We start from the raw sequence: 18,632 nt of genomic DNA, 5'->3' as shown, positions 1-18,632 counted from the left end.
CCTGCCCGTAGCCTGAAGACATGCCCTCCCCGTTCGATCAGTCCCGTTATCAGGTGCGCATGGAATGGGGAGTGTCGGGGCTCGAGTGCGCTGCGGCATCCGACATCGTGGTCGTCGTCGACGTGCTCCGATTCTCGAGTACGGTCGCGCGGCGCATCGCGGCGGGCGACACCGTCGCCCTGGATGCCGACGCCCACGCCGTGTCGCTGAACGGCGCGGCCGTCGCAGCCCGTGCCGCCGACAGCGCAGCGGTGGTGGTTCTGGGGGCGCTCGTCAGCGCACGTGCGGTGGCCGCCGCCGTCATGGCCGAGCAGCAGCGCCGCGCCGCGAGGACGAGCATTCTCGTCATCGCCGCCGGCGAACTCTCATCCCGTGAGCCCGGCGCCGCTCTCCGCGTCGCGGTGGAAGACTTTCTCGGCGCCGGCGCGATCGTCGACGCCCTCGGAGCGCTCGGCATCGACCACACCTCTCCCGAAGCCGCGGCCGCCGGCGAAGCGTTCCGAGGCCTTCGTCCCGCGCTGCGGCACCTGCTCACCGCCAGCGGTTCGGGGCAGGAGCTCATCGACCGGGGCCTTCGCGACGACGTGCTCGCCGCCGCCCAGGTCGATACCGTGTCGTCGGCGCCGGTGCTGCGCGACGGCGTCTTCGTGCCGTACGCCTGAGGGTTCTCGCTGCACGCACGAGCCGGGCTCAGAGCGACGCGCCCACGCTCTCCCGCGGCGTCATCGCCGCCCGACGTGTGGCCGGCGAGATCTCGCGTCTCGTCCAGACGAAGAGGTAGCGGTCGTCGAAGGATGCCGAGCAGCGCGCGCACGAGGTCGGTCGGGTGGCGCGGCGATGGCGATAGGCGATGTGGCCGCGGGGGCAGACGCCGACCCAGGGCGCCAGCTCGGTGGCCGTCTCGCCGTGGTGGGTCGTGCCGCCGGTGTAGCCCAGCAGGCGCGCCGTGCGCTTCCACGCGCTGCCGTGCCCGGCTCGCGGACCGGCGAGCGCGTGCGCGACCTCGTGCAACAGCGTCTGCCGGTTGGTCTCGTCGTCGTAGCGGGCGGCGAGATACCGCGAGACGGTGATGCGCTGGCGCGTGTAGTCGCAGGCCCCCGCGCGCCGCTTCGCGTTGTCGAACGCGAACGTCCACGACGCGTCGAGATGCGTGCGGATGAGAGCCTCGGCCTCGCGCCGGACGACGTCCAGATCGGTCATGCGCACACGCTAGAAGGGATGTCCGACACTCAGCTCGCGACGGCCGTGCTGCGACGACGGTCGGCGGCTTCGATCGCCAGCAGCGTCGATTCGAGCTGCTCCTCGGGGGCACCCGCCTGCTGGCGCAGGAACAGCGCACGCTTGAAGTCGGCGCGGGCGTCGGCGAACTCCTCGGCGTCGTAGCTCACCTTGCCGCGATGCTGGAAAGCGAACGCCGCCAGGGCGGCCCAGCCCTGGCCTTCGGCCTCTTCGGCGCACGTGGTGAGCTCCTGATGGGCCGCGGCGTAGGCTCCCCGCACCTGCAGCACGCTCGCGTGCAGGATGCGTGCGCGCAGGAGATCCTTGCGGGTCCCGCCCATCCGCGCCACCCGCACCGATTGCTCCGACACGACGAGGGACTCGTCCCACCGGCCGAGCACCTTCAGCAGCCACACCCGCTCGAGCAGAGCCGGAAGGCTGCGCTGGTCGCCCAGCTCGTCGAGGCGCTCCTGGCATTCGCGCGGGTCCACGATCTCGCGCAGCGTCTGCGGGTCGTATCCCTTGATGTAGCTCACGGGCAGGCCCCCTTCGTCGTGCGAACGCGCCCGGGTGAGGCGCACCCCTCCAGTGTGACCCGCGGCCGTCGGAGGGACGGCCTGTACACGCCGCCGGTGCCGATTCTCAGCGTTCGAACACGGATGCCGCGGGCTTCGGCGAGGCCGTCGCGTCGGCATCCGTCGCCACGCGGGCGCCGCGCACGAACTCGTCGAGCTCTGCGCCCTGTGCGACCTTCGCCGGGTGCGGGCCCGCGGCCATGAGTCGCGGCAGCCACGCGACCGGCAGGGGAGAGGGGGATGCCGCGATGACGAGGTTGCCGAAGCGGCGCCCCTTCAGGGTCTGCACCTCCGCGAGCACGATGACCTCGGGCAGCACCTCCCGGACCGTGGCCACCTCGCGGCGGGCGAAGGCGAGTCCCGCGCCGTCGGCGACGTTGACGAGGAGCACGCCGTCGGGAGCGAGGAGCCCGGCGAGGATGCGGAAGTACTCGACGGTGGTGAGGTGGGCGGGAGTCTGTGCCCCGGCGAACACGTCGGAGACCACGAGGTCGGCGGCGCCCTGCAGCCCCGCGGGAAGGCGGCCGGCGACCTCGCGGGCGTCGCCGATGCGCACGCGCACCTGCGCGCCGCGCGGCAGCGGCAGCTGGGCGCGCACGAGGTCCACGAGTGGCTGTTCGAGCTCGATCACCTGCTGTCGCGAGCCGGGGCGCGTGTGCTCGACGTACCGGGGAAGGGTCAGCGCTCCCGCGCCGAGGTGGATCGCGGTGAGTGGCTGCCCCGGCATCCGGAGCCGGTCGATGACCGCGCCCATCCGGGCCACGTACTCGAAGTGCAGGTGCGCCGGGTCGTCGAGATCGACGTGCGACTGGGGTGTGCCGTCGACATCCAGTTCGAAGCCGCCCGCGTAGCGGCTCGGCACGACCCGTGCGATCGTGCCGTCCGACAGGCGCGCCTGCGGTTCGTCGTCCTCCACGTGCGCGCGAGCCATGCCTCCCACGGTACTCGCGCGCCCGCACCCGGCTCGTGGCGTGCGTAACTCCGCCTGGATCGGCGTTGCCGGGTGTGGGGGCCGCGGTCGGCGCGTGTGAGGCGGAGTTGTGCACGCCGGAGGCAGGTGACCGCAGGGTGACCGGCCGACCCCACCGACGGACGCCGGCCGCCGGTACGCTCGGATCGTGGCGGTCATCGATCTCAACGCCGATCTCGGCGAGACGGTCGGCGGGCTGCCCACGGCGGACGACGACGCCATGTTCGCGCTGATCTCGAGCGCGTCGATCGCGTGCGGGGGCCACGCCGGCGACATGGCCTCGATGCACGCCGCGGTCGAGCGCGCCGCCCGCACCGGCGTCGCGATCGGAGCGCACCCTTCCTACCCCGATCGCGCCGGCTTCGGACGGACGCCCCTCGCGATGAGCGCAGCCGATCTCCGCCGGAGCCTGGACGACCAGCTCGGCACCCTCGCCGCCGTCGGCGCCGACATCCGCTACGTCAAGCCCCACGGGGCGCTCTATCACGCCGTCCGCGCCGACGCCGCGCACGCCCGCGCGGTGGTGGATGCCGTGGCGGCGCTGGCCGCGGGGCTCGGCCGTGCCGTTCCGATCCTGGGTCTGGACGGCGCCATCGCCGACGAGGCCTCGCGGGCCGGTGTCCCGTTCGTGCGCGAGGCGTTCCTCGATCGCGGCTACCTGCCCGACGGTGGGCTCGTGCCGCGGAGCGACCCCGGGGCGCTCCTGCACGACCCCGGCGAGGTGGCTGCACGCGCGCTGCGACTGGCGCGCGACGGGGTCGTCGAAGCCGTCGACGGCAGCCTCGTCGCCACCGGTGCGGCATCACTCTGCGTCCACGGCGACTCACCGGGCGCCGTCGCCATGGCCCGTGCCGTGCGCGCGGCGCTGGATGCCGCGGGTGTCGACGTCGCCGCGCCATGGTGACGCACGGCGACGCGGTGATCGGCGGCGGCATCCGGGTGCGGCCCTTCGGCGAGCGCGCGCTGCTCGCGGAGGTGGACGACCTCGAGGCGGTTCTCGCGCTGCACGCCCGACTCGTGGCGACGCGGCGGCCCGGGATCGTCGATCTCGTGCCGGCGGCGCAGACGGTGCTCGTCGTCATCGACCCGACGGTGATGCCGCTCGCGTCGGCGCGGACGTGGGTGCTCTCGGCCCGCACGGCCGTCGCGCAGGGCGCACTCCCGCCGGCTCGCACCGTCGAGGTCCCCGTCGTCTACGACGGCGAGGACCTCCATGCGCTCGCCGCCGAGCTCGGCATCGGCGTCGCGCAGCTGACCGCGCGCCACGCGGCGGCCGACTGGACGGTCGCCTTCACGGGGTTCGCGCCCGGTTTCGGCTACCTCGTGAGCGCCGACTGGCCTTTCGACGTGCCGCGGAGGGCGCGTCCGCGGCCACGGGTGCCGGCCGGCGCCGTCGCGCTCGCGGGACGTTTCTCGGGGGCGTATCCGCGCTCGACGCCCGGCGGTTGGCAGCTGATCGGCACGACACCCGCGGTGCTGTTCGACCCCGATGCCGCATCCCCCGCGCTCCTTCGGCCCGGCGACCATGTGCGCTTCGTTCCGACGGCGCCGTCGGCGGCGGGGCGCCCGGTCGCCGTCGACATCCCGGCCGGTGCCGCCCCTCGCGCCGTGTCGCCGTCGTCGCGCGCCCGCGACGGCATCGTGGTGCGCGCGCCGGGGCCAGCGGCGACGGTACAGGACCAGGGCCGGCGCGGCGTGCTCGCCGACGGCGTCGCGCTGTCCGGGGCGGCCGACCGGGCGGCGCTGCGGGTCGCCAACCGGCTCGTCGGCACCGCGGCCACCGCTGCCGGCGTCGAGATCACGATGGGCGGGTTCCGTGCGGTGCGGGATGCCGCGGCATCCGCGGCGGACCTCTGGTTCGCCCTCGCGGGTGCGTGGGGCACGATGCGTCTCGACGGCCGGCCGTTCGACCCCTACGTCGCCCACCCCTGGCCGGCGGGCGCGGAGCTGGAGATCGACACCTTCACGCACGGTGTGCGCGCCTACCTCGCGGTCCGCGGCGGCGTGGCCGCGCGCTCACTTCTCGGCTCGAGGGCGACGGACACCCTCGCGGGGCTCGGCCCGGCGCCGCTCGCGGCGGGCGATGTGCTCGGCGTGGGAGGCGACGTCGCCGGGCCGGTTCCCGCCGTCGATCTGCGGCCCTGGAGTCCGCCCGCCGCCGAACTCGACATCGCGCTGGCGCCGGGCCCGCGCGCCGACCGGTTCGCCACGGTGGAGCCGTTGTTCGCGGAGGTCTGGACGGTGTCCACACAGGCCGATCGGGTGGGCATCCGCCTGGAGGGGCCGGCCCTGGAGCGCGCCGATATCTCGGAGCTGGCGAGCGAGGGCATGCTGCCCGGTGCGATCCAGGTGCCGCCGGACGGCCAGCCCGTCATCCTCGGCCCGGACGGCCCGGTCACCGGCGGCTACCCGGTCGTCGCCGTGGTCACGGATGCCGATCGCGATCTCCTCGGTCAGGCGCGGCCTGGCACGCGCCTGCGCTTCCGCCGCGTCGGCGCGGCGTCGTCCGGTCCCTCCTGAGAGCGCGTCCGCGCGTTTATACCGCAGCCGGGGAAGCTCGTCAAGAATCGACTGGACATGGCGCGTCGTGCGGACTATAGTGGGTAGTTGCGCTCCCTTCCCCCATGCCCTCATATGGTGGTCGGCTTGTGCCTGCGTTGACAATGTGCCCCGGATCATGGGGGCGCTCGCGCAGGAGTGGAACGGAGCACTCCACCTGACGACAAGGAAACCAGCCCCTGCCCGGGCTCATGGAGGTAATCCCCTTGGCTGCTGCGCGCAACGCAACCAATTCCACCACCACCCCCAAGAACGGCCGCGGCGCTTCGCGCCTGTCGTTCGCCAAGATCTCCGACACGCTGACGGTCCCCGACCTTCTCGCGCTGCAGACGGAGTCCTTCGACTGGCTCGTCGGCAACGACGCCTGGAAGGCCCGTGTCGCAGAGGCGAAGGCCGCCGGTCGCACCGATGTGCCCGAGACCAGCGGCCTCGAGGAGATCTTCGAGGAGATCTCGCCCATCGAGGACCTCGGCGAGACGATGCAGCTGAGCTTCACGAACCCCTACCTCGAGCCGGAGAAGTACTCGATCGAGGAGTGCAAGGAGCGCGGCAAGACCTACGCCGCCCCGCTGTACGTCGAGGCCGAGTTCATGAACCACCTCACGGGTGAGATCAAGACGCAGACGGTCTTCATGGGCGACTTCCCCCTGCAGACCGGCAAGGGCACGTTCATCATCAACGGCACCGAGCGCGTCGTCGTCTCGCAGCTGGTGCGCAGCCCCGGCGTCTACTTCGACAAGACGCCCGACAAGACCAGCGACAAGGACATCGTCTCGGCCCGCGTCATCCCCAGCCGCGGCGCCTGGCTCGAGTTCGAGATCGACAAGCGCGACCAGGTCGGCGTGCGCATCGACCGCAAGCGCAAGCAGTCCGTCACCGTGTTCCTGAAGGCGCTCGGTCTGTCCAGCGAGGACATCCTCGCCGAGTTCGCCGGCTACGAGTCGATCGCCGACACGCTGAGCAAGGACACGATCCTCACCAAGGAGGACGCGCTCCGCGACATCTACCGCAAGCTCCGTCCGGGCGAGCAGGTCGCCGCCGAGGCCGCCCGCGCGCTGCTGGACAACTTCTACTTCAACCCGAAGCGCTACGACCTCGCGAAGGTCGGCCGGTACAAGATCAACCAGAAGCTCGGCCTCGACAAGCCGCTGAGCGACTCGGTGCTCACCGTCGACGACATCGTCGCCACGATCAAGTACCTGGTCGCCCTGCACAACGGCGACGCGACCATCCCGGGGGTGCGAGCAGGCCAGCCCGCGGAGATCCGCCTGGACGTCGACGACATCGACAACTTCGGCAACCGTCGCATCCGCGCCGTCGGCGAGCTCATCCAGAACCAGGTCCGCACCGGTCTGTCGCGCATGGAGCGCGTCGTCCGCGAGCGCATGACCACGCAGGACATCGAGGCGATCACGCCGCAGACCCTGATCAACGTCCGTCCCGTCGTGGCGGCGATCAAGGAGTTCTTCGGCACGTCGCAGCTGTCGCAGTTCATGGACCAGAACAACCCGCTCGCGGGTCTGACCCACAAGCGCCGCCTCTCGGCCCTGGGTCCCGGCGGTCTGTCGCGTGAGCGCGCCGGCGTCGAGGTTCGCGACGTCCACCCGTCGCACTACGGCCGCATGTGCCCGATCGAGACGCCGGAAGGCCCGAACATCGGTCTGATCGGCTCGCTCGCCTCCTTCGCCCGCATCAACGCGTTCGGCTTCATCGAGACGCCGTACCGCCGTGTGGTCGACGGCAAGGTCACCGACGAGATCGACTACCTCACGGCATCCGAGGAGAACGACTACATCGTCGCTCAGGCCGGTGTCGAGCTGACCGCCGACGGCAAGTTCGCCAACGAGCGCGTCCTCGCCCGCCGCGGTCAGGGCGGCGAGGTCGACCTCTTCCACGCCGACGAGATCGGCTACATGGACGTCTCGCCGCGCCAGATGGTGTCGGTCGGCACCTCTCTCATCCCGTTCCTCGAGCACGACGACGCCAACCGCGCCCTCATGGGTGCGAACATGCAGCGTCAGGCCGTGCCGCTGCTGCGCAGCGACTCGCCGTTCGTCGGAACCGGCATGGAGGGCTACGCCGCCATCGACGCCGGTGACGTCATCACCGCAGACAAGGCCGGTGTCGTCATGGAGGTCTCCGCCGACGTCGTCACCGTGCAGCTGGACGAAGGCGGCACGAAGGACTACTTCCTGCGCAAGTTCGACCGCTCCAACCAGGGCAACTCCTACAACCAGCGCGTCATCGTCTCGGCGGGCGACCGGGTCGAGGTCGGCGAGGTCATCGCCGACGGCCCCGCCACCGAGAACGGCGAGCTGGCGATCGGAAAGAACCTGCTCGTCGCGTTCATGACGTGGGAGGGCCACAACTTCGAGGACGCCATCATCCTCAGCCAGGACCTCGTCAAGAACGACACCCTCTCCTCGATCCACATCGAGGAGTACGAGGTGGATGCCCGCGACACGAAGCTCGGCAAGGAGGAGATCACCCGCGACCTCCCCAACGTCAGCCCCGACCTGCTGAAGGACCTCGACGAGCGCGGCATCGTCCGCATCGGCGCCGAGGTGCGCCCCGGCGACATCCTCGTCGGCAAGGTCACGCCCAAGGGTGAGACCGAGCTGAGCGCCGAGGAGCGCCTGCTGCGCGCGATCTTCAACGAGAAGAGCCGCGAAGTCCGTGACACCTCGCTGAAGGTGCCCCACGGCGAGCAGGGCACGATCATCGCCGTCAAGGAGTTCAACGCCGAGGACGGCGACGACGAGCTCGGCTCGGGCGTCAACCGCCGCGTCGTGGTCTACATCGCCCAGAAGCGCAAGATCACCGAGGGTGACAAGCTCGCCGGCCGCCACGGCAACAAGGGCGTCATCGCGAAGATCCTCCCCGTCGAGGACATGCCGTTCCTCGCGGACGGCACGCCGGTCGACGTCGTGCTCAACCCGCTCGGCATCCCGGGTCGAATGAACTTCGGCCAGGTGCTGGAGACCCACCTCGGGTGGATCGCCAAGCAGGGCTGGAAGGTCGAGGGCACGCCGGAGTGGGCCGTGCACCTGCCGGAGGAGGCCCGCGAGGCCGCTCCCGGCACGAAGGTCGCGACTCCGGTGTTCGACGGTGCGCACGAGGCGGAGATCGCAGGTCTGCTCGACTCGACGCTGCCCAACCGCGACGGCGAGCGTCTCATCGACAGCTCGGGCAAGACGACGCTGTTCGACGGTCGCTCCGGCGAGCCGTTCCCGGCGCCCATCTCGGTCGGCTACATGTACATCCTGAAGCTGCACCACCTCGTGGACGACAAGATCCACGCGCGTTCGACCGGCCCCTACTCGATGATCACCCAGCAGCCGCTCGGTGGTAAGGCGCAGTTCGGCGGCCAGCGCTTCGGTGAGATGGAGGTGTGGGCCCTCGAGGCCTACGGTGCCGCGTACGCGCTCCAGGAGCTCCTGACGATCAAGTCCGACGACATCGTCGGCCGCGTGAAGGTTTACGAGGCCATCGTCAAGGGCGAGAACATCCAGGAGCCCGGCATCCCCGAGTCGTTCAAGGTGCTCATGAAGGAGATGCAGTCGCTCTGCCTGAACGTCGAGGTGCTCTCGGCCGATGGCACGCCCGTCAACCTCCGAGACACGGATGACGAGGCCTTCCGCGCAGCGGAGGAGCTCGGCATCAACATCTCCAGCCGCTTCGAGTCCTCGTCGATCGACGAGATCTGACCCGCGGCCTGATTTCGAAACTTTTCTGAGACACAGGAGAACCAGTGCTCGAGTCCACCACTTTCGATCAGCTTCGTATCGGCCTGGCCACCGCTGACGACATCCGTCGTTGGTCGTTCGGCGAGGTCAAGAAGCCCGAGACCATCAACTACCGCACGCTCAAGCCCGAGAAGGACGGTCTGTTCGGCGAGCAGATCTTCGGCCCCTCGCGCGACTGGGAGTGCGCCTGCGGCAAGTACAAGCGCGTCCGCTTCAAGGGCATCGTCTGCGAGCGCTGCGGCGTCGAGGTCACCAAGAGCTCGGTGCGCCGTGAGCGCATGGGCCACATCGAGCTCGCCGCCCCCGTCACCCACATCTGGTACTTCAAGGGCGTGCCCTCGCGCCTCGGCTACCTGCTCGACATGGCGCCGAAGGACCTCGAGAAGGTCATCTACTTCGCCGCGTACATGGTGATCTCGGTCGACGAGGACGCCCGCCACCGCGACATGCCGACCCACGAGGCGAACCTGCGCCTGGAGATCAAGAACCTCGGCGACCGCCGCGACGCCCGCGTGGCGACGCGTCTGGCCAAGCTGGAGGAGGAGCTCGCGGCCCTCGAGGCCGAGGGTGCCAAGGCCGACCAGAAGAAGAAGGTCAAGGACGCCGCCGAGAAGGAGATGGCGTCCATCCGCAAGAACGCGGACGACCAGGTCGCCAAGCTCGAGCGCATGTGGGACGAGTTCCGCGGTCTCGAGGTCGGTCAGCTCAAGCAGGAGGACGACGTCTTCCACGAGCTGCAGGACCGCTTCGGTCAGTACTTCGAGGCCTACATGGGCGCGGAGTCGATCCAGCGTCGTCTGCAGGCCTTCGACCTGGCCGCCGAGGCCGAGTCGCTGCACCTGCAGATCTCCGAGGGCAAGGGCCAGCGCAAGATCCGCGCGATCAAGCGCCTCAAGGTCGTCAACTCGTTCCTGCAGACGGGCATGAGCCCGGCATCCATGGTCCTCGACGTCGTCCCGGTGATCCCGCCGGAGCTGCGCCCGATGGTCCAGCTCGACGGTGGCCGTTTCGCCACCAGCGACCTGAACGACCTCTACCGTCGCGTGATCAACCGCAACAACCGTCTTCGTCGCCTGATCGACCTCGGCGCCCCCGAGATCATCGTCAACAACGAGAAGCGGATGCTGCAGGAGGCCGTCGACGCGCTGTTCGACAACGGGCGCCGCGGTCGTCCCGTCACCGGTACCGGCAACCGTGCTCTGAAGTCGCTGTCCGACATGCTCAAGGGCAAGCAGGGCCGCTTCCGTCAGAACCTGCTCGGTAAGCGCGTGGACTACTCGGGCCGTTCGGTCATCATCGTCGGCCCGCAGCTCAAGCTCCACCAGTGCGGTCTGCCCAAGCAGATGGCCCTCGAGCTGTTCAAGCCGTTCGTGATCAAGCGCCTGATCGACCTCGGTCACTCGCAGAACATCAAGGCCGCCAAGCGCGCCGTCGAGCGCACCCGTCCCGAGGTCTGGGACGTGCTCGAGGAGATCATCCGCGAGCGTCCGGTGCTGCTCAACCGCGCCCCCACGCTGCACCGCCTCGGCATCCAGGCCTTCGAGCCTCAGCTCGTCGAGGGCAAGGCCATCCAGCTGCACCCCCTCGTGTGCGCGGCGTTCAACGCCGACTTCGACGGTGACCAGATGGCCGTGCACCTGCCGCTGTCGGTCGAGGCTCAGGCCGAGGCCCGCGTGCTCATGCTCGCGTCGAACAACATCCTCAAGCCCTCCGACGGCCGTCCGGTCACCCTGCCTTCGCAGGACATGATCATCGGCCTGCACCACCTGACCACGGTCATCGAGGGTGCCAAGGGCGAGGGCCGCGTGTTCGGCTCGGTCGGCGAGGCCATCCTGGCCAAGGACGAGGGCACCCTCGACCTGCAGGCGAAGGTGCGCATCCGCATCCCCGGTCTGACCTTCCTCGAGGGCGAAGCGCCCGAGGGCTACGAGCGCCACGGTCTCGTGGACGCCTCGCTCGGCCAGGCGATCTTCAACGACACGCTCCCCAAGGGCTACCCGTTCGTTCGCGAGCAGGCCGACAAGGGCAAGCTGTCGCAGATCGTCAACAAGCTGGCCGAGGAGTACCCCAAGGTCGAGGTCGCGGCATCGCTGGACCGCATCAAGGATGCCGGCTTCTACTGGGCCACGCGTTCGGGTGTCACGGTCGCGCTCAGCGACATCCTGACCCCGCCGAACAAGGGCGAGATCATCGCCAAGTACGAGAAGCAGGCGCAGAAGGTCCAGGGCCAGTTCGAGAAGGGTCTCGTGACCGACGCCGAGCGTCGTCAGGAGCAGATCAAGATCTGGACCGAGGCCACCGACGAGGTGCAGGCCGCGATGAAGGCCAACTTCCCGGCCGACAACACCATCAACCGCATGGTGAGCTCGGGCGCCCGTGGTAACTGGCTGCAGATCCGTAACATCGCCGGTATCCGAGGCCTGGTCAACAACACCAAGGGTGAGATCATGCCCCGCCCGATCATCTCCTCGTACCGCGAGGGGCTGTCGGTCGCGGAGTACTTCACCGCGACGCACGGTGCCCGTAAGGGTCTGGCCGACACGGCTCTGCGTACCGCGGACTCGGGTTACCTGACGCGTCGTCTTGTGGACGTCTCGCAGGACGTCATCATCCGTGAGGACGACTGCGGCACCTCCAAGGGCCTCGAGTTCACGATCGCCGCTCCCGGTGCCGACGGCACCCTGGTGCGCGACGCGAACGTGGAGAACTCCGTGTTCGCCCGCACGCTCGCGGCCGAGGTGGTCGCACCGTCCGGCGAGATCGTCGCCGAGGCCGGAGATGACGTGGGCGACGTGCTCATCGACAAGCTCGTGGCCGCCGGTGTCGAGACCATCAAGGTGCGCTCCGTGCTCACGTGTGACTCGGCCGTCGGTGTCTGCGCGAAGTGCTACGGCCGTTCGCTCGCGACCGGCAAGCTGGTCGACATCGGTGAGGCCGTCGGCATCATCGCCGCCCAGTCGATCGGTGAGCCCGGCACGCAGCTGACGATGCGTACCTTCCACACCGGTGGTTCCGCGTCGGCCGACGACATCACGCAGGGTCTGCCCCGCGTGCAGGAGCTGTTCGAGGCGCGTACCCCCAAGGGTGCGTCCCCGATCGCCGAAGCCGACGGTGTCATCAAGATCGACGAGACCGACAAGGCCAAGAAGGTCATCCTGACGCCCGACAACGGCGACGAGCCGCACGTCTACCCCGTCCTGAAGCGCGCGACGCTCCTGGTCGAGGACGGCCAGCGCGTCACGGTCGGCCAGCCGATCCTGGTGGGCACGCTCGACCCCAAGGAGGTCATGCGCGTCATGGGCGCCCGTGAGGTGCAGAAGTACCTCGTCAACGGCGTGCAGGGCGTCTACCGCTCGCAGGGTGTGCCGATCCACGACAAGCACATCGAGGTCATCGTGCGCCAGATGCTGCGGAAGGTCACCGTGGTCGACCACGCCGACACGACGCTGCTTCCGGGTGAGCTGGTCGACTTCAAGCGCTACCAGCAGATCAACCGCGAGGCCGTCGCCGAGGGCAAGCGCCCGGCGTCGGGTCGTCCGGAGCTGATGGGTATCACGAAGGCGTCGCTCGCGACGGAGTCGTGGCTGTCGGCGGCATCGTTCCAGGAGACCACCCGCGTCCTGACGCAGGCGGCCATGGAGGGCAAGAGCGACCCGCTCGTCGGCCTCAAGGAGAACGTCATCATCGGAAAGCTCATCCCCGCCGGCACCGGCCTTGCGAAGTACCGCAACGTCGTGGTCGAGGCGACGGAGGAGGCCAAGAGCGAGCGGTACCCCAACCGCATCTTCGCCTCGGACGGCGCGTACAGCGACGCCGACCTGAGCTACGTCGACTTCGACAGCTTCTCGACGGACGACTTCACGCCCGGCACGTACAACTGATCGAGGCCAAAGGGCCCCGGGGACACGCGTCCCCGGGGCCCTTTCCCATTCCCGCGAGCCGCTACGTTCCGCGCGAGCCGCCATGATCTGGCGCGCCGGAACATGGCGGCTCGGGCAGATCTTGGCGGCTCGCGGGAGGGCGCGGCGGGTGCGTGGGGGCGCGGAGATAGCCTGAGCGCATGGCTCGGGTCGGAGGAAGAAACGCGGCGTTCGCGTGGGTCGTCGGTGTCGCGTGTGCGGCGACCGTCGGCGTGCTGGCGTTCCTCGCGATTCCGATGATCCCGGCATCCGTGTCGTGGCTCGGCGACGCGGTCGGACGCCCGTCGACCTCGACACCGGCCGCGGACGCGACGGGCAAGGCGGGGCCCATCGGGGGCGCGGCGCCGACCCGCTGCGCCGATCTGTACGACGCGGCTCTCGACGCGACGCTGACCTTCGCCCCCGGGGCGGCCGGGCTGACCGCCTCCGCCGACGCTCCCATGACCACCGCGACGCAGCTGGTCGACGCCCTGCGGCCGCAGGTCGTGTTCACCTGTGCATGGCGCGCCGACGCCGGCACCGTGACCACGACGCTCGCGAACGTCCCCGCGGATGCCGGGCCCATCGCCGCGGCGGCGCTGCCGGCGGCCGGGTTCACGTGCTCCTCGCAGGCCGAGCGCACGCGGTGTACCCGCACCGACGGCGAACTCACGGAGACGATCGAGGCCGGTGGGGGCCGGTGGCTGTCGACGAGCGAGACGGGCTGGCACCCGACGGACTACGTCACCCGCATCGCCAAGCGCGTCTGGGGCTGAGCGCGACTATCGCGAGGTCTGCGGCCTCGCGAGCCAGGTCGGCAGCAGGTCCACCATGAGTCGCACGATGCGCTCGTCGTCGACGTCGCCGTGAACCACGATGTCGACGAGGAGCGCGACAAGGCCGCCGGCGATGAAACTGCTGGCCGTGCGTATCGTCGCGTCGTCGTCGGCGGGGCGTTCCGCGCGCACCGCGTCGCGCACCGACGTCGCGAGCGCGGCGAACACATGTTCGCGCAGCCGGAGTGTCGAGGGGCCGGCCAGGACGTAGAGGAAGAACTCGCGTTTCTCGCGGAGCGCGGCCAACAGGTCACGCGTCGCCAGCTCTGCGATGACGTCGCCGGGAAGCTCGTGTTCGTGGCGGCGACGGGCGTCACGGGGGCCCAGCTCCGCGAAGACCTCGTCGACCACGAGCTCGGCGACGTCGTCGACTGATCCGAAGTGCGCATAGAACGTCGAGCGGCCGACGCCGCCCCGCGTGCAGATCGCGGCGACCGACACGCTCTCACCGCTGCGAAGCAACTCTCCGAGCGCCTGCACGATGCGGCCGCGCGTGCGCGCTGGGCGCGGATCCTTGGAAGCCTTCGGCGTCGAGCGGGGGGTGTGCGATTCGAGCGCAGCCACCGCCCCATCATGACAGATGAGTTTCGAGACAGATGTTCAGAATCGCGAGTAGTCTGACGGAGTCCGCACTGACGCGGACGACCTACCGCGACGCTGATGTCACGGGTGACGGGCCGCGGGGCTGCGGCAGAAGAAGGAGAACAGAGATGAAGGCATCGGTCGTGCGCGAGTTCGGCGGAGGATTCCACACAGAAGAGGTGGCGATCGCCGAGCCACGAGGTCGCGAGGTACTGGTCCAGGTCAAGGCCTCGGGGCTGTGCCATAGCGATGAACTCGCGGCCAACACCCCGCTCGGCTACGAAGTGCCGATGGTCCTCGGGCACGAGGTATCCGGCGTCGTCACAGCGGTGGGCCCCGACGTCGTCGACCTCGCGGTGGGTGACCACGTCGTCGCCTGCCTGGTCCAGTACTGCGGATCGTGCGCGAAATGCCTCATCGGACGCGTTCATCTCTGCGAGCACCCGGAGTTCACGGTGCGCGCCGGGCGTCTGGCCGATGCGGACGGCAACGAGCTCGCGCAAGGCATGGGACTCGGGGGCTTTGCGGAGTTCGCACTCATCCACGAGAACCAGCTCGCCAAGATTCCGGATGCCGTTCCGTTTCCGCAGGCGGCGCTGCTCGGCTGCGGGGTTGTGACAGGGGCCGGCGCGGTGATGAACACCGCCGACGTCCAACCCGGTGAGACCGTCGCGATCATCGGCACCGGCGGGGTCGGCACCAACGCCATCAGCGGCGCAGTGATCGCCGGAGCAGGTCGTATCATCGCCATCGATGTCGCCGACGACAAGCTCGACAATGCGCGGCATTTCGGCGCGACCGACGTCATCAACTCCCGCGAGGTCGACGCCGTCGCCGCGGTCAAGGAGCTCACCGGCGGTCTCGGGGCGGACTACGTCTTCGACTTCGTGGGGATTCCCGCAGTGACGCAGTCGGGGCTCTCGATGCTGGCGCCCGGTGGCGGGCTCTACCTCATCGGAATTCTCGACCCGGCCAACCATATCGACGTGTCCGCGCTCCAGCTGCTCGGCGCACGTAACCGGGTCGAGGGCGTCTACATGGGCTCGACAAACCCGAAGCGTGACATCCCGATGATCGCCGAACTCTATCTGCAGGGCCGGTACAAGCTCGACGAGCTCGTGTCGAGGGAGATCTCGATCGACGAGGTGCAGCAGGGCTACGAGTCTCTTCGTGACCCGAAGATCAACCGCGTCGTCGTGACCTCGTTCTGACGTCTCGGAAAGGCCCCAGACCCGGCCCGTCCGCCGCTATCGCGTCGCGGACGGGCTGGGTGTCGGCGCCGGCGTTCTCGGCACCGACCCGGCGGGCGGCCAGAGGGCGTCGATGATGGCGTCGGTGTAGCCGGCGGGGGCGAGATTCGAGTACTGGGTGTCGACGATGACACCGTCGCGGTAGAAGAGGGTGCGCCCCTCCTGCACCGGGAGGGTCGCGGACTGCCAGGTCTTCTCGCAGCGGATGCCGCCGTGCGGCTCGTAGCATGTGTAGCCGTCGTTGCCGAGGGCGTAGAGCGCGTCGCGAGCCGGCTGGTCGGGGGCGTACCCGATGAGGGTCACGAGGCGAGTGCCGACCGCGCCCGGCTCGCCCCAGACGCACACGCGCGTGCTGTCGCTGCGGATGCCGCCGCCCATCCCCTCGGCGTTCAGCGGCACACCGTCGAGCTCCTGCAGGACGCTCGCGGTAAGGATGTCGCGGCACCCCTGCGGCAGGTTCGAGGGCAGCGGCGTCGTCGAGGTGGCCGGGCCCATCGGGAACGGCGCGAGCGTCATCACCGGTGTCGGCGCCGCAGACGACGCCCCCGACGTCGCGCTCGTCGTGCCACCGTCGGGAGTGCCGGCGCAGGCGCTCAGCGCGAGAACCGCGAGCAGGCTGATGCCGAGGGCGGCGAGTCGGCGTGAGGTCATGGCCTCACGATAAGCGGCGCGCGCGGCACGGGCGTCGAGACACGTCGGCATGGCTCCCCGTCGGCGCGCCGGCCCGGCGTTACGCTCGCTGTGCGGCGGCACACGTCCCGCGTGAGGAGCACACGCCATGAGCGACCCCAAGTACGGCGAACCGATCGAGGAGCACCCTCCGGTCGAGACCACGTCGGTCGACGAGGCCGTCGCGAGTGCCCATGCGGGGCTCGCCGACGCCGAAGCCGCCTCTCGCGAGGCCGCCGTCGATGCGCCCTCGACGGCGGATGCCGAGGCCGCCGACGCTGTCCACACGTCCGCGTCGGCCGCGTCCGAGCAGGCGCCGCAGCCCGTGGTCGCCGAGCCGGCCCGCGCGGAGTCGACGCCCGCCACGCACACGGAACCGGTCTACGGATCCTCCTTCGCCGACGATCCGGTCGACGAGACGTACGTTCCGGGCGCCTATTCGTCTTCTGCGGAGACCGTCGTCGTCGCGGAGCCGGTCGTGCCGGTCGTCCCGGCCGCGGCCCCCGCCCCGCAGCCGATCTTCGTGCAGGCTCCCGAGCCGCCGCGTCTGCGCGGCAACCGCGGCGCCGCGGGCGCGATCGGCCTGCTGGCGACGCTGGCCTTCGGCATCCTGTACCTGGGCGCCGCGCTCGGCCTGCAGGCCATCCGGGGCGAGGTGACGGGTGCCAACGTGGGCACCGCCGCGCTGGCTGCGGTGCAGTCGTGGTGGCTGTGGGTGCCGGTCGTCGTCTTCTTCATCGGCTTCTGGCTGCTCGGCGCCATCATCAACCGCGGACGCTGGGGACACTGGGTCATCTTCGGCCTGCTCGTCGGTGTCGTCGCCTACGCGGGTCACCTCCTCGGCCAGCTCTTCCAGGCGCCGTTCTGGACGCTCACCGCGCGGCAGGGTGCCGACCTCGTTCAGGGGCAGCTGCTCGCCCCGCTCGCGATCGTGGCCTTCGTGCTCGGCCGTGAGCTCACGATCTGGTTCGGCGCGTGGGTGGCGGCACGCGGCAAGCGCGTCACCGAGCTGAACGACGAGGCGCAGCGCGAGTACGAGCGCACGCTCGAGGCGGGCCCGAGGCTGCACCAGAGCTGATGACCGATCCGCGCGGACGCGGTGGCGCAGGCGGACTCGCTCCGCCGGTGGCCACCGCGTTCGCCGTTGCGGGATTCTTCGCCCTGGTCATCGCGGGATTCGGCATGCTCAGCCTGTTTACGGGGGCGGAGGTGCTGGCGGTCTCCGGGCTCGGGCAGCTTCCCGGCATCGTCGGAGGCGCATTCGCCGTCGGCGCGTTCGGGGTGTCGACGTGGTTCGCCCTGCGAGCCGAGCGCACACGATACGGCAGTGCACTGATCGTGACGGTCGCGACGTTCCTCGCCTACCTCGTCGGTGTACTGGTCGGCGGCGTGCTCTCGGGAGTGGACGCCGCGCGCGTCGTGGCCGCGGTGGGTGGCTTCGCGACCTCGTGGTTCGCCGTCGTGCTGGCCGCCGCAGCTCTGGTGGCGGGATGGGCCGCGATCGCGCTCGTGCGGACCGCCGCCGAGCGGCCGCGCTGGCCGTGGGAGCGCGACGAGGACTGAGCCGTGCGCGCAAATCCGCGCCGATCGGCGCGGATGCCGCCACAATGGAGCCGTGGAGCGGTCGATCGAGACCCAGGTCAGCCAGGCGGTGGACGCCTGGCTGCGCTGGCTGCCGCGCTGGGAGCCCGCCACCCATCGCGGGCGCGTCGCTCCGTGCCGCCGTTGTTTCGGCTCGCCGGTGCTGTCGGCCGCGGGCCTGGGAGCCGATGTTCCGCACGGCGTGCAGCACGGACTCTCCACCCGCATCAAGACGATCGTCGATCACGCGGTGGCCGAGTACACGTCGCGCAATCTCCCCATGCTGCAGGCCGAACTCGAGCAGCAGGCCGCCCGCAACCGGGCGCGCAGCTATCGGCCCGCCGAGGGCCTCGATCCCGAGTTCGAGGGGCTTCCGCTCGACCCGGATCCGGTGCCGGGGGCGCCGTTCCTCTTCACGATCGGCGGGCTCGCGGAGCAGGAGGATGCCGCCATCCCCGCGCTGCCACCGCTCAGCGACGATGCGAAGGCGGCCCTGCGCCAAGAGGTCGGCCTCGCCGATGACTACGCGAACATGGTGGGCCGCGAGGTCTGCGCCGTGCTGCTGCACCATCGCCTCCGCATCCAGGCCGCCATCGCGCAGTACGTCGAGCCGCAGATCGCCGCCATGCTCGAGGAGCTCACCCGTTCGCTGGATGCGCCGTTCGAGCCGAACGGCGACCCCGGACTTCCCGAGCTCTGACCCGCCCCGGCTCGCCCCGAGGCGAAGCGGGGCGGAGCGGGCGCCGC

15 protein-coding genes are annotated in these 18,632 nt (G+C 70.2%); 10 read left to right on the top strand and 5 right to left on the bottom strand.

From position 1 onward, the window contains the following. Positions 1 to 20 precede the first annotated feature (20 nt). Complete coding sequence (locus tag ACT53O_RS02880) at positions 21 to 662, top strand: 2-phosphosulfolactate phosphatase (protein ID WP_476151288.1); 642 nt, start codon at positions 21 to 23, stop codon at positions 660 to 662. A 28-nt stretch (positions 663 to 690) separates the two neighbouring features. Here ACT53O_RS02880 and ACT53O_RS02875 read toward each other — a convergent pair whose 3' ends face one another. The 3 genes from ACT53O_RS02875 to ACT53O_RS02865 form a co-directional block, all read right to left on the bottom strand. Next, entirely contained in the window at positions 691 to 1,200 is a 510-nt protein-coding gene (locus tag ACT53O_RS02875) for a SprT-like domain-containing protein (RefSeq protein ID WP_039413133.1), read from the bottom strand. Between the two features lie 29 nt (positions 1,201 to 1,229). Further along, complete coding sequence (locus ACT53O_RS02870) at positions 1,230 to 1,754, bottom strand: tetratricopeptide repeat protein (RefSeq protein ID WP_036316723.1); 525 nt, start codon at positions 1,752 to 1,754, stop codon at positions 1,230 to 1,232. A 106-nt stretch (positions 1,755 to 1,860) separates the two neighbouring features. Continuing rightward, the gene (locus tag ACT53O_RS02865; protein WP_112932399.1) at positions 1,861 to 2,724 is read right to left on the bottom strand and encodes a spermidine synthase; all 864 of its coding nucleotides are present in this window, start codon (positions 2,722 to 2,724) and stop codon (positions 1,861 to 1,863) included. Positions 2,725 to 2,911: 187 nt separating this feature from the next. Here ACT53O_RS02865 and ACT53O_RS02860 point away from each other — a divergent pair, with 187 nt between their 5' ends. From ACT53O_RS02860 to ACT53O_RS02840, 5 genes are all read left to right on the top strand, one after another. Then, positions 2,912 to 3,667, top strand: coding sequence for a 5-oxoprolinase subunit PxpA (locus ACT53O_RS02860; protein ID WP_476151287.1), 756 nt, complete (start codon positions 2,912 to 2,914; stop codon positions 3,665 to 3,667). After that, positions 3,661 to 5,283 carry a 5-oxoprolinase subunit B/C family protein gene (locus ACT53O_RS02855; protein ID WP_476151286.1) on the top strand — a complete coding sequence of 541 codons (1,623 nt, stop codon included), beginning with the start codon at positions 3,661 to 3,663 and terminating at the stop codon, positions 5,281 to 5,283. The genes ACT53O_RS02860 and ACT53O_RS02855 overlap by 7 nt, the downstream gene beginning before the upstream one ends. 245 nt (positions 5,284 to 5,528) lie before the next feature. Beyond that, the gene (rpoB, locus tag ACT53O_RS02850) at positions 5,529 to 9,029 is read left to right on the top strand and encodes a DNA-directed RNA polymerase subunit beta (RefSeq protein ID WP_039413142.1); all 3,501 of its coding nucleotides are present in this window, start codon (positions 5,529 to 5,531) and stop codon (positions 9,027 to 9,029) included. Positions 9,030 to 9,073: 44 nt separating this feature from the next. Next, positions 9,074 to 12,949 carry a DNA-directed RNA polymerase subunit beta' gene (rpoC, locus tag ACT53O_RS02845; RefSeq protein ID WP_112932402.1) on the top strand — a complete coding sequence of 1,292 codons (3,876 nt, stop codon included), beginning with the start codon at positions 9,074 to 9,076 and terminating at the stop codon, positions 12,947 to 12,949. A gap of 179 nt (positions 12,950 to 13,128) precedes the next feature. Beyond that, complete coding sequence (locus tag ACT53O_RS02840; protein ID WP_476151285.1) at positions 13,129 to 13,743, top strand: hypothetical protein; 615 nt, start codon at positions 13,129 to 13,131, stop codon at positions 13,741 to 13,743. 6 nt (positions 13,744 to 13,749) lie between these two features. Here ACT53O_RS02840 and ACT53O_RS02835 read toward each other — a convergent pair whose 3' ends face one another. Next, positions 13,750 to 14,367: a TetR/AcrR family transcriptional regulator gene (locus ACT53O_RS02835; RefSeq protein ID WP_051039635.1), complete on the bottom strand. Its 618-nt coding sequence runs from the start codon at positions 14,365 to 14,367 to the stop codon at positions 13,750 to 13,752. Between the two features lie 146 nt (positions 14,368 to 14,513). On the opposite strand from ACT53O_RS02835, the gene ACT53O_RS02830 reads away from it, so the two are divergent. Beyond that, complete coding sequence (locus tag ACT53O_RS02830) at positions 14,514 to 15,596, top strand: zinc-binding dehydrogenase (protein ID WP_036320754.1); 1,083 nt, start codon at positions 14,514 to 14,516, stop codon at positions 15,594 to 15,596. 36 nt (positions 15,597 to 15,632) lie between these two features. Here the strand turns inward: ACT53O_RS02830 and ACT53O_RS02825 are convergent, their stop codons facing one another. Then, positions 15,633 to 16,286 carry a hypothetical protein gene (locus tag ACT53O_RS02825; RefSeq protein WP_476151282.1) on the bottom strand — a complete coding sequence of 218 codons (654 nt, stop codon included), beginning with the start codon at positions 16,284 to 16,286 and terminating at the stop codon, positions 15,633 to 15,635. A gap of 127 nt (positions 16,287 to 16,413) precedes the next feature. On the opposite strand from ACT53O_RS02825, the gene ACT53O_RS02820 reads away from it, so the two are divergent. From ACT53O_RS02820 to ACT53O_RS02810, 3 genes are read left to right on the top strand one after another with little or no spacing between them, the layout of a single operon-like run. Beyond that, on the top strand, positions 16,414 to 17,382 hold the full coding sequence (locus ACT53O_RS02820; protein ID WP_294945195.1) for an ABC transporter: 969 nt from the start codon (positions 16,414 to 16,416) through the stop codon (positions 17,380 to 17,382). Continuing rightward, the gene (locus ACT53O_RS02815; protein WP_433720329.1) at positions 17,382 to 17,867 is read left to right on the top strand and encodes a hypothetical protein; all 486 of its coding nucleotides are present in this window, start codon (positions 17,382 to 17,384) and stop codon (positions 17,865 to 17,867) included. The genes ACT53O_RS02820 and ACT53O_RS02815 overlap by 1 nt, the downstream gene beginning before the upstream one ends. Positions 17,868 to 17,919: 52 nt before the next feature. After that, positions 17,920 to 18,585, top strand: a complete 666-nt coding sequence (locus ACT53O_RS02810; protein ID WP_476151280.1) for a spermidine/putrescine ABC transporter substrate-binding protein — start codon at positions 17,920 to 17,922, stop codon at positions 18,583 to 18,585. The last annotated feature ends 47 nt before the right edge of the window (positions 18,586 to 18,632 follow it).

This window comes from Microbacterium sp. DMC48 (genome assembly GCF_056313825.1).
This window is presented reverse-complemented; position numbering and strand designations above follow the sequence as displayed.

Excerpts from the sequence above, each read along its gene's own strand:
- ACT53O_RS02880 (WP_476151288.1), top strand. The coding sequence starts at position 21 with ATGCCCTCCCCGTTCGATCAGTCCCGTTATCAGGTGCGCATGGAATGG.
- ACT53O_RS02875 (WP_039413133.1), bottom strand. The coding sequence starts at position 1,200 with ATGACCGATCTGGACGTCGTCCGGCGCGAGGCCGAGGCTCTCATCCGC.
- ACT53O_RS02865 (WP_112932399.1), bottom strand. The coding sequence starts at position 2,724 with ATGGCTCGCGCGCACGTGGAGGACGACGAACCGCAGGCGCGCCTGTCG.
- ACT53O_RS02855 (WP_476151286.1), top strand. The coding sequence starts at position 3,661 with ATGGTGACGCACGGCGACGCGGTGATCGGCGGCGGCATCCGGGTGCGG.
- ACT53O_RS02840 (WP_476151285.1), top strand. The coding sequence starts at position 13,129 with ATGGCTCGGGTCGGAGGAAGAAACGCGGCGTTCGCGTGGGTCGTCGGT.
- ACT53O_RS02830 (WP_036320754.1), top strand. The coding sequence starts at position 14,514 with ATGAAGGCATCGGTCGTGCGCGAGTTCGGCGGAGGATTCCACACAGAA.
- ACT53O_RS02825 (WP_476151282.1), bottom strand. The coding sequence starts at position 16,286 with ATGACCTCACGCCGACTCGCCGCCCTCGGCATCAGCCTGCTCGCGGTT.
- ACT53O_RS02820 (WP_294945195.1), top strand. The coding sequence starts at position 16,414 with ATGAGCGACCCCAAGTACGGCGAACCGATCGAGGAGCACCCTCCGGTC.
- ACT53O_RS02815 (WP_433720329.1), top strand. The coding sequence starts at position 17,382 with ATGACCGATCCGCGCGGACGCGGTGGCGCAGGCGGACTCGCTCCGCCG.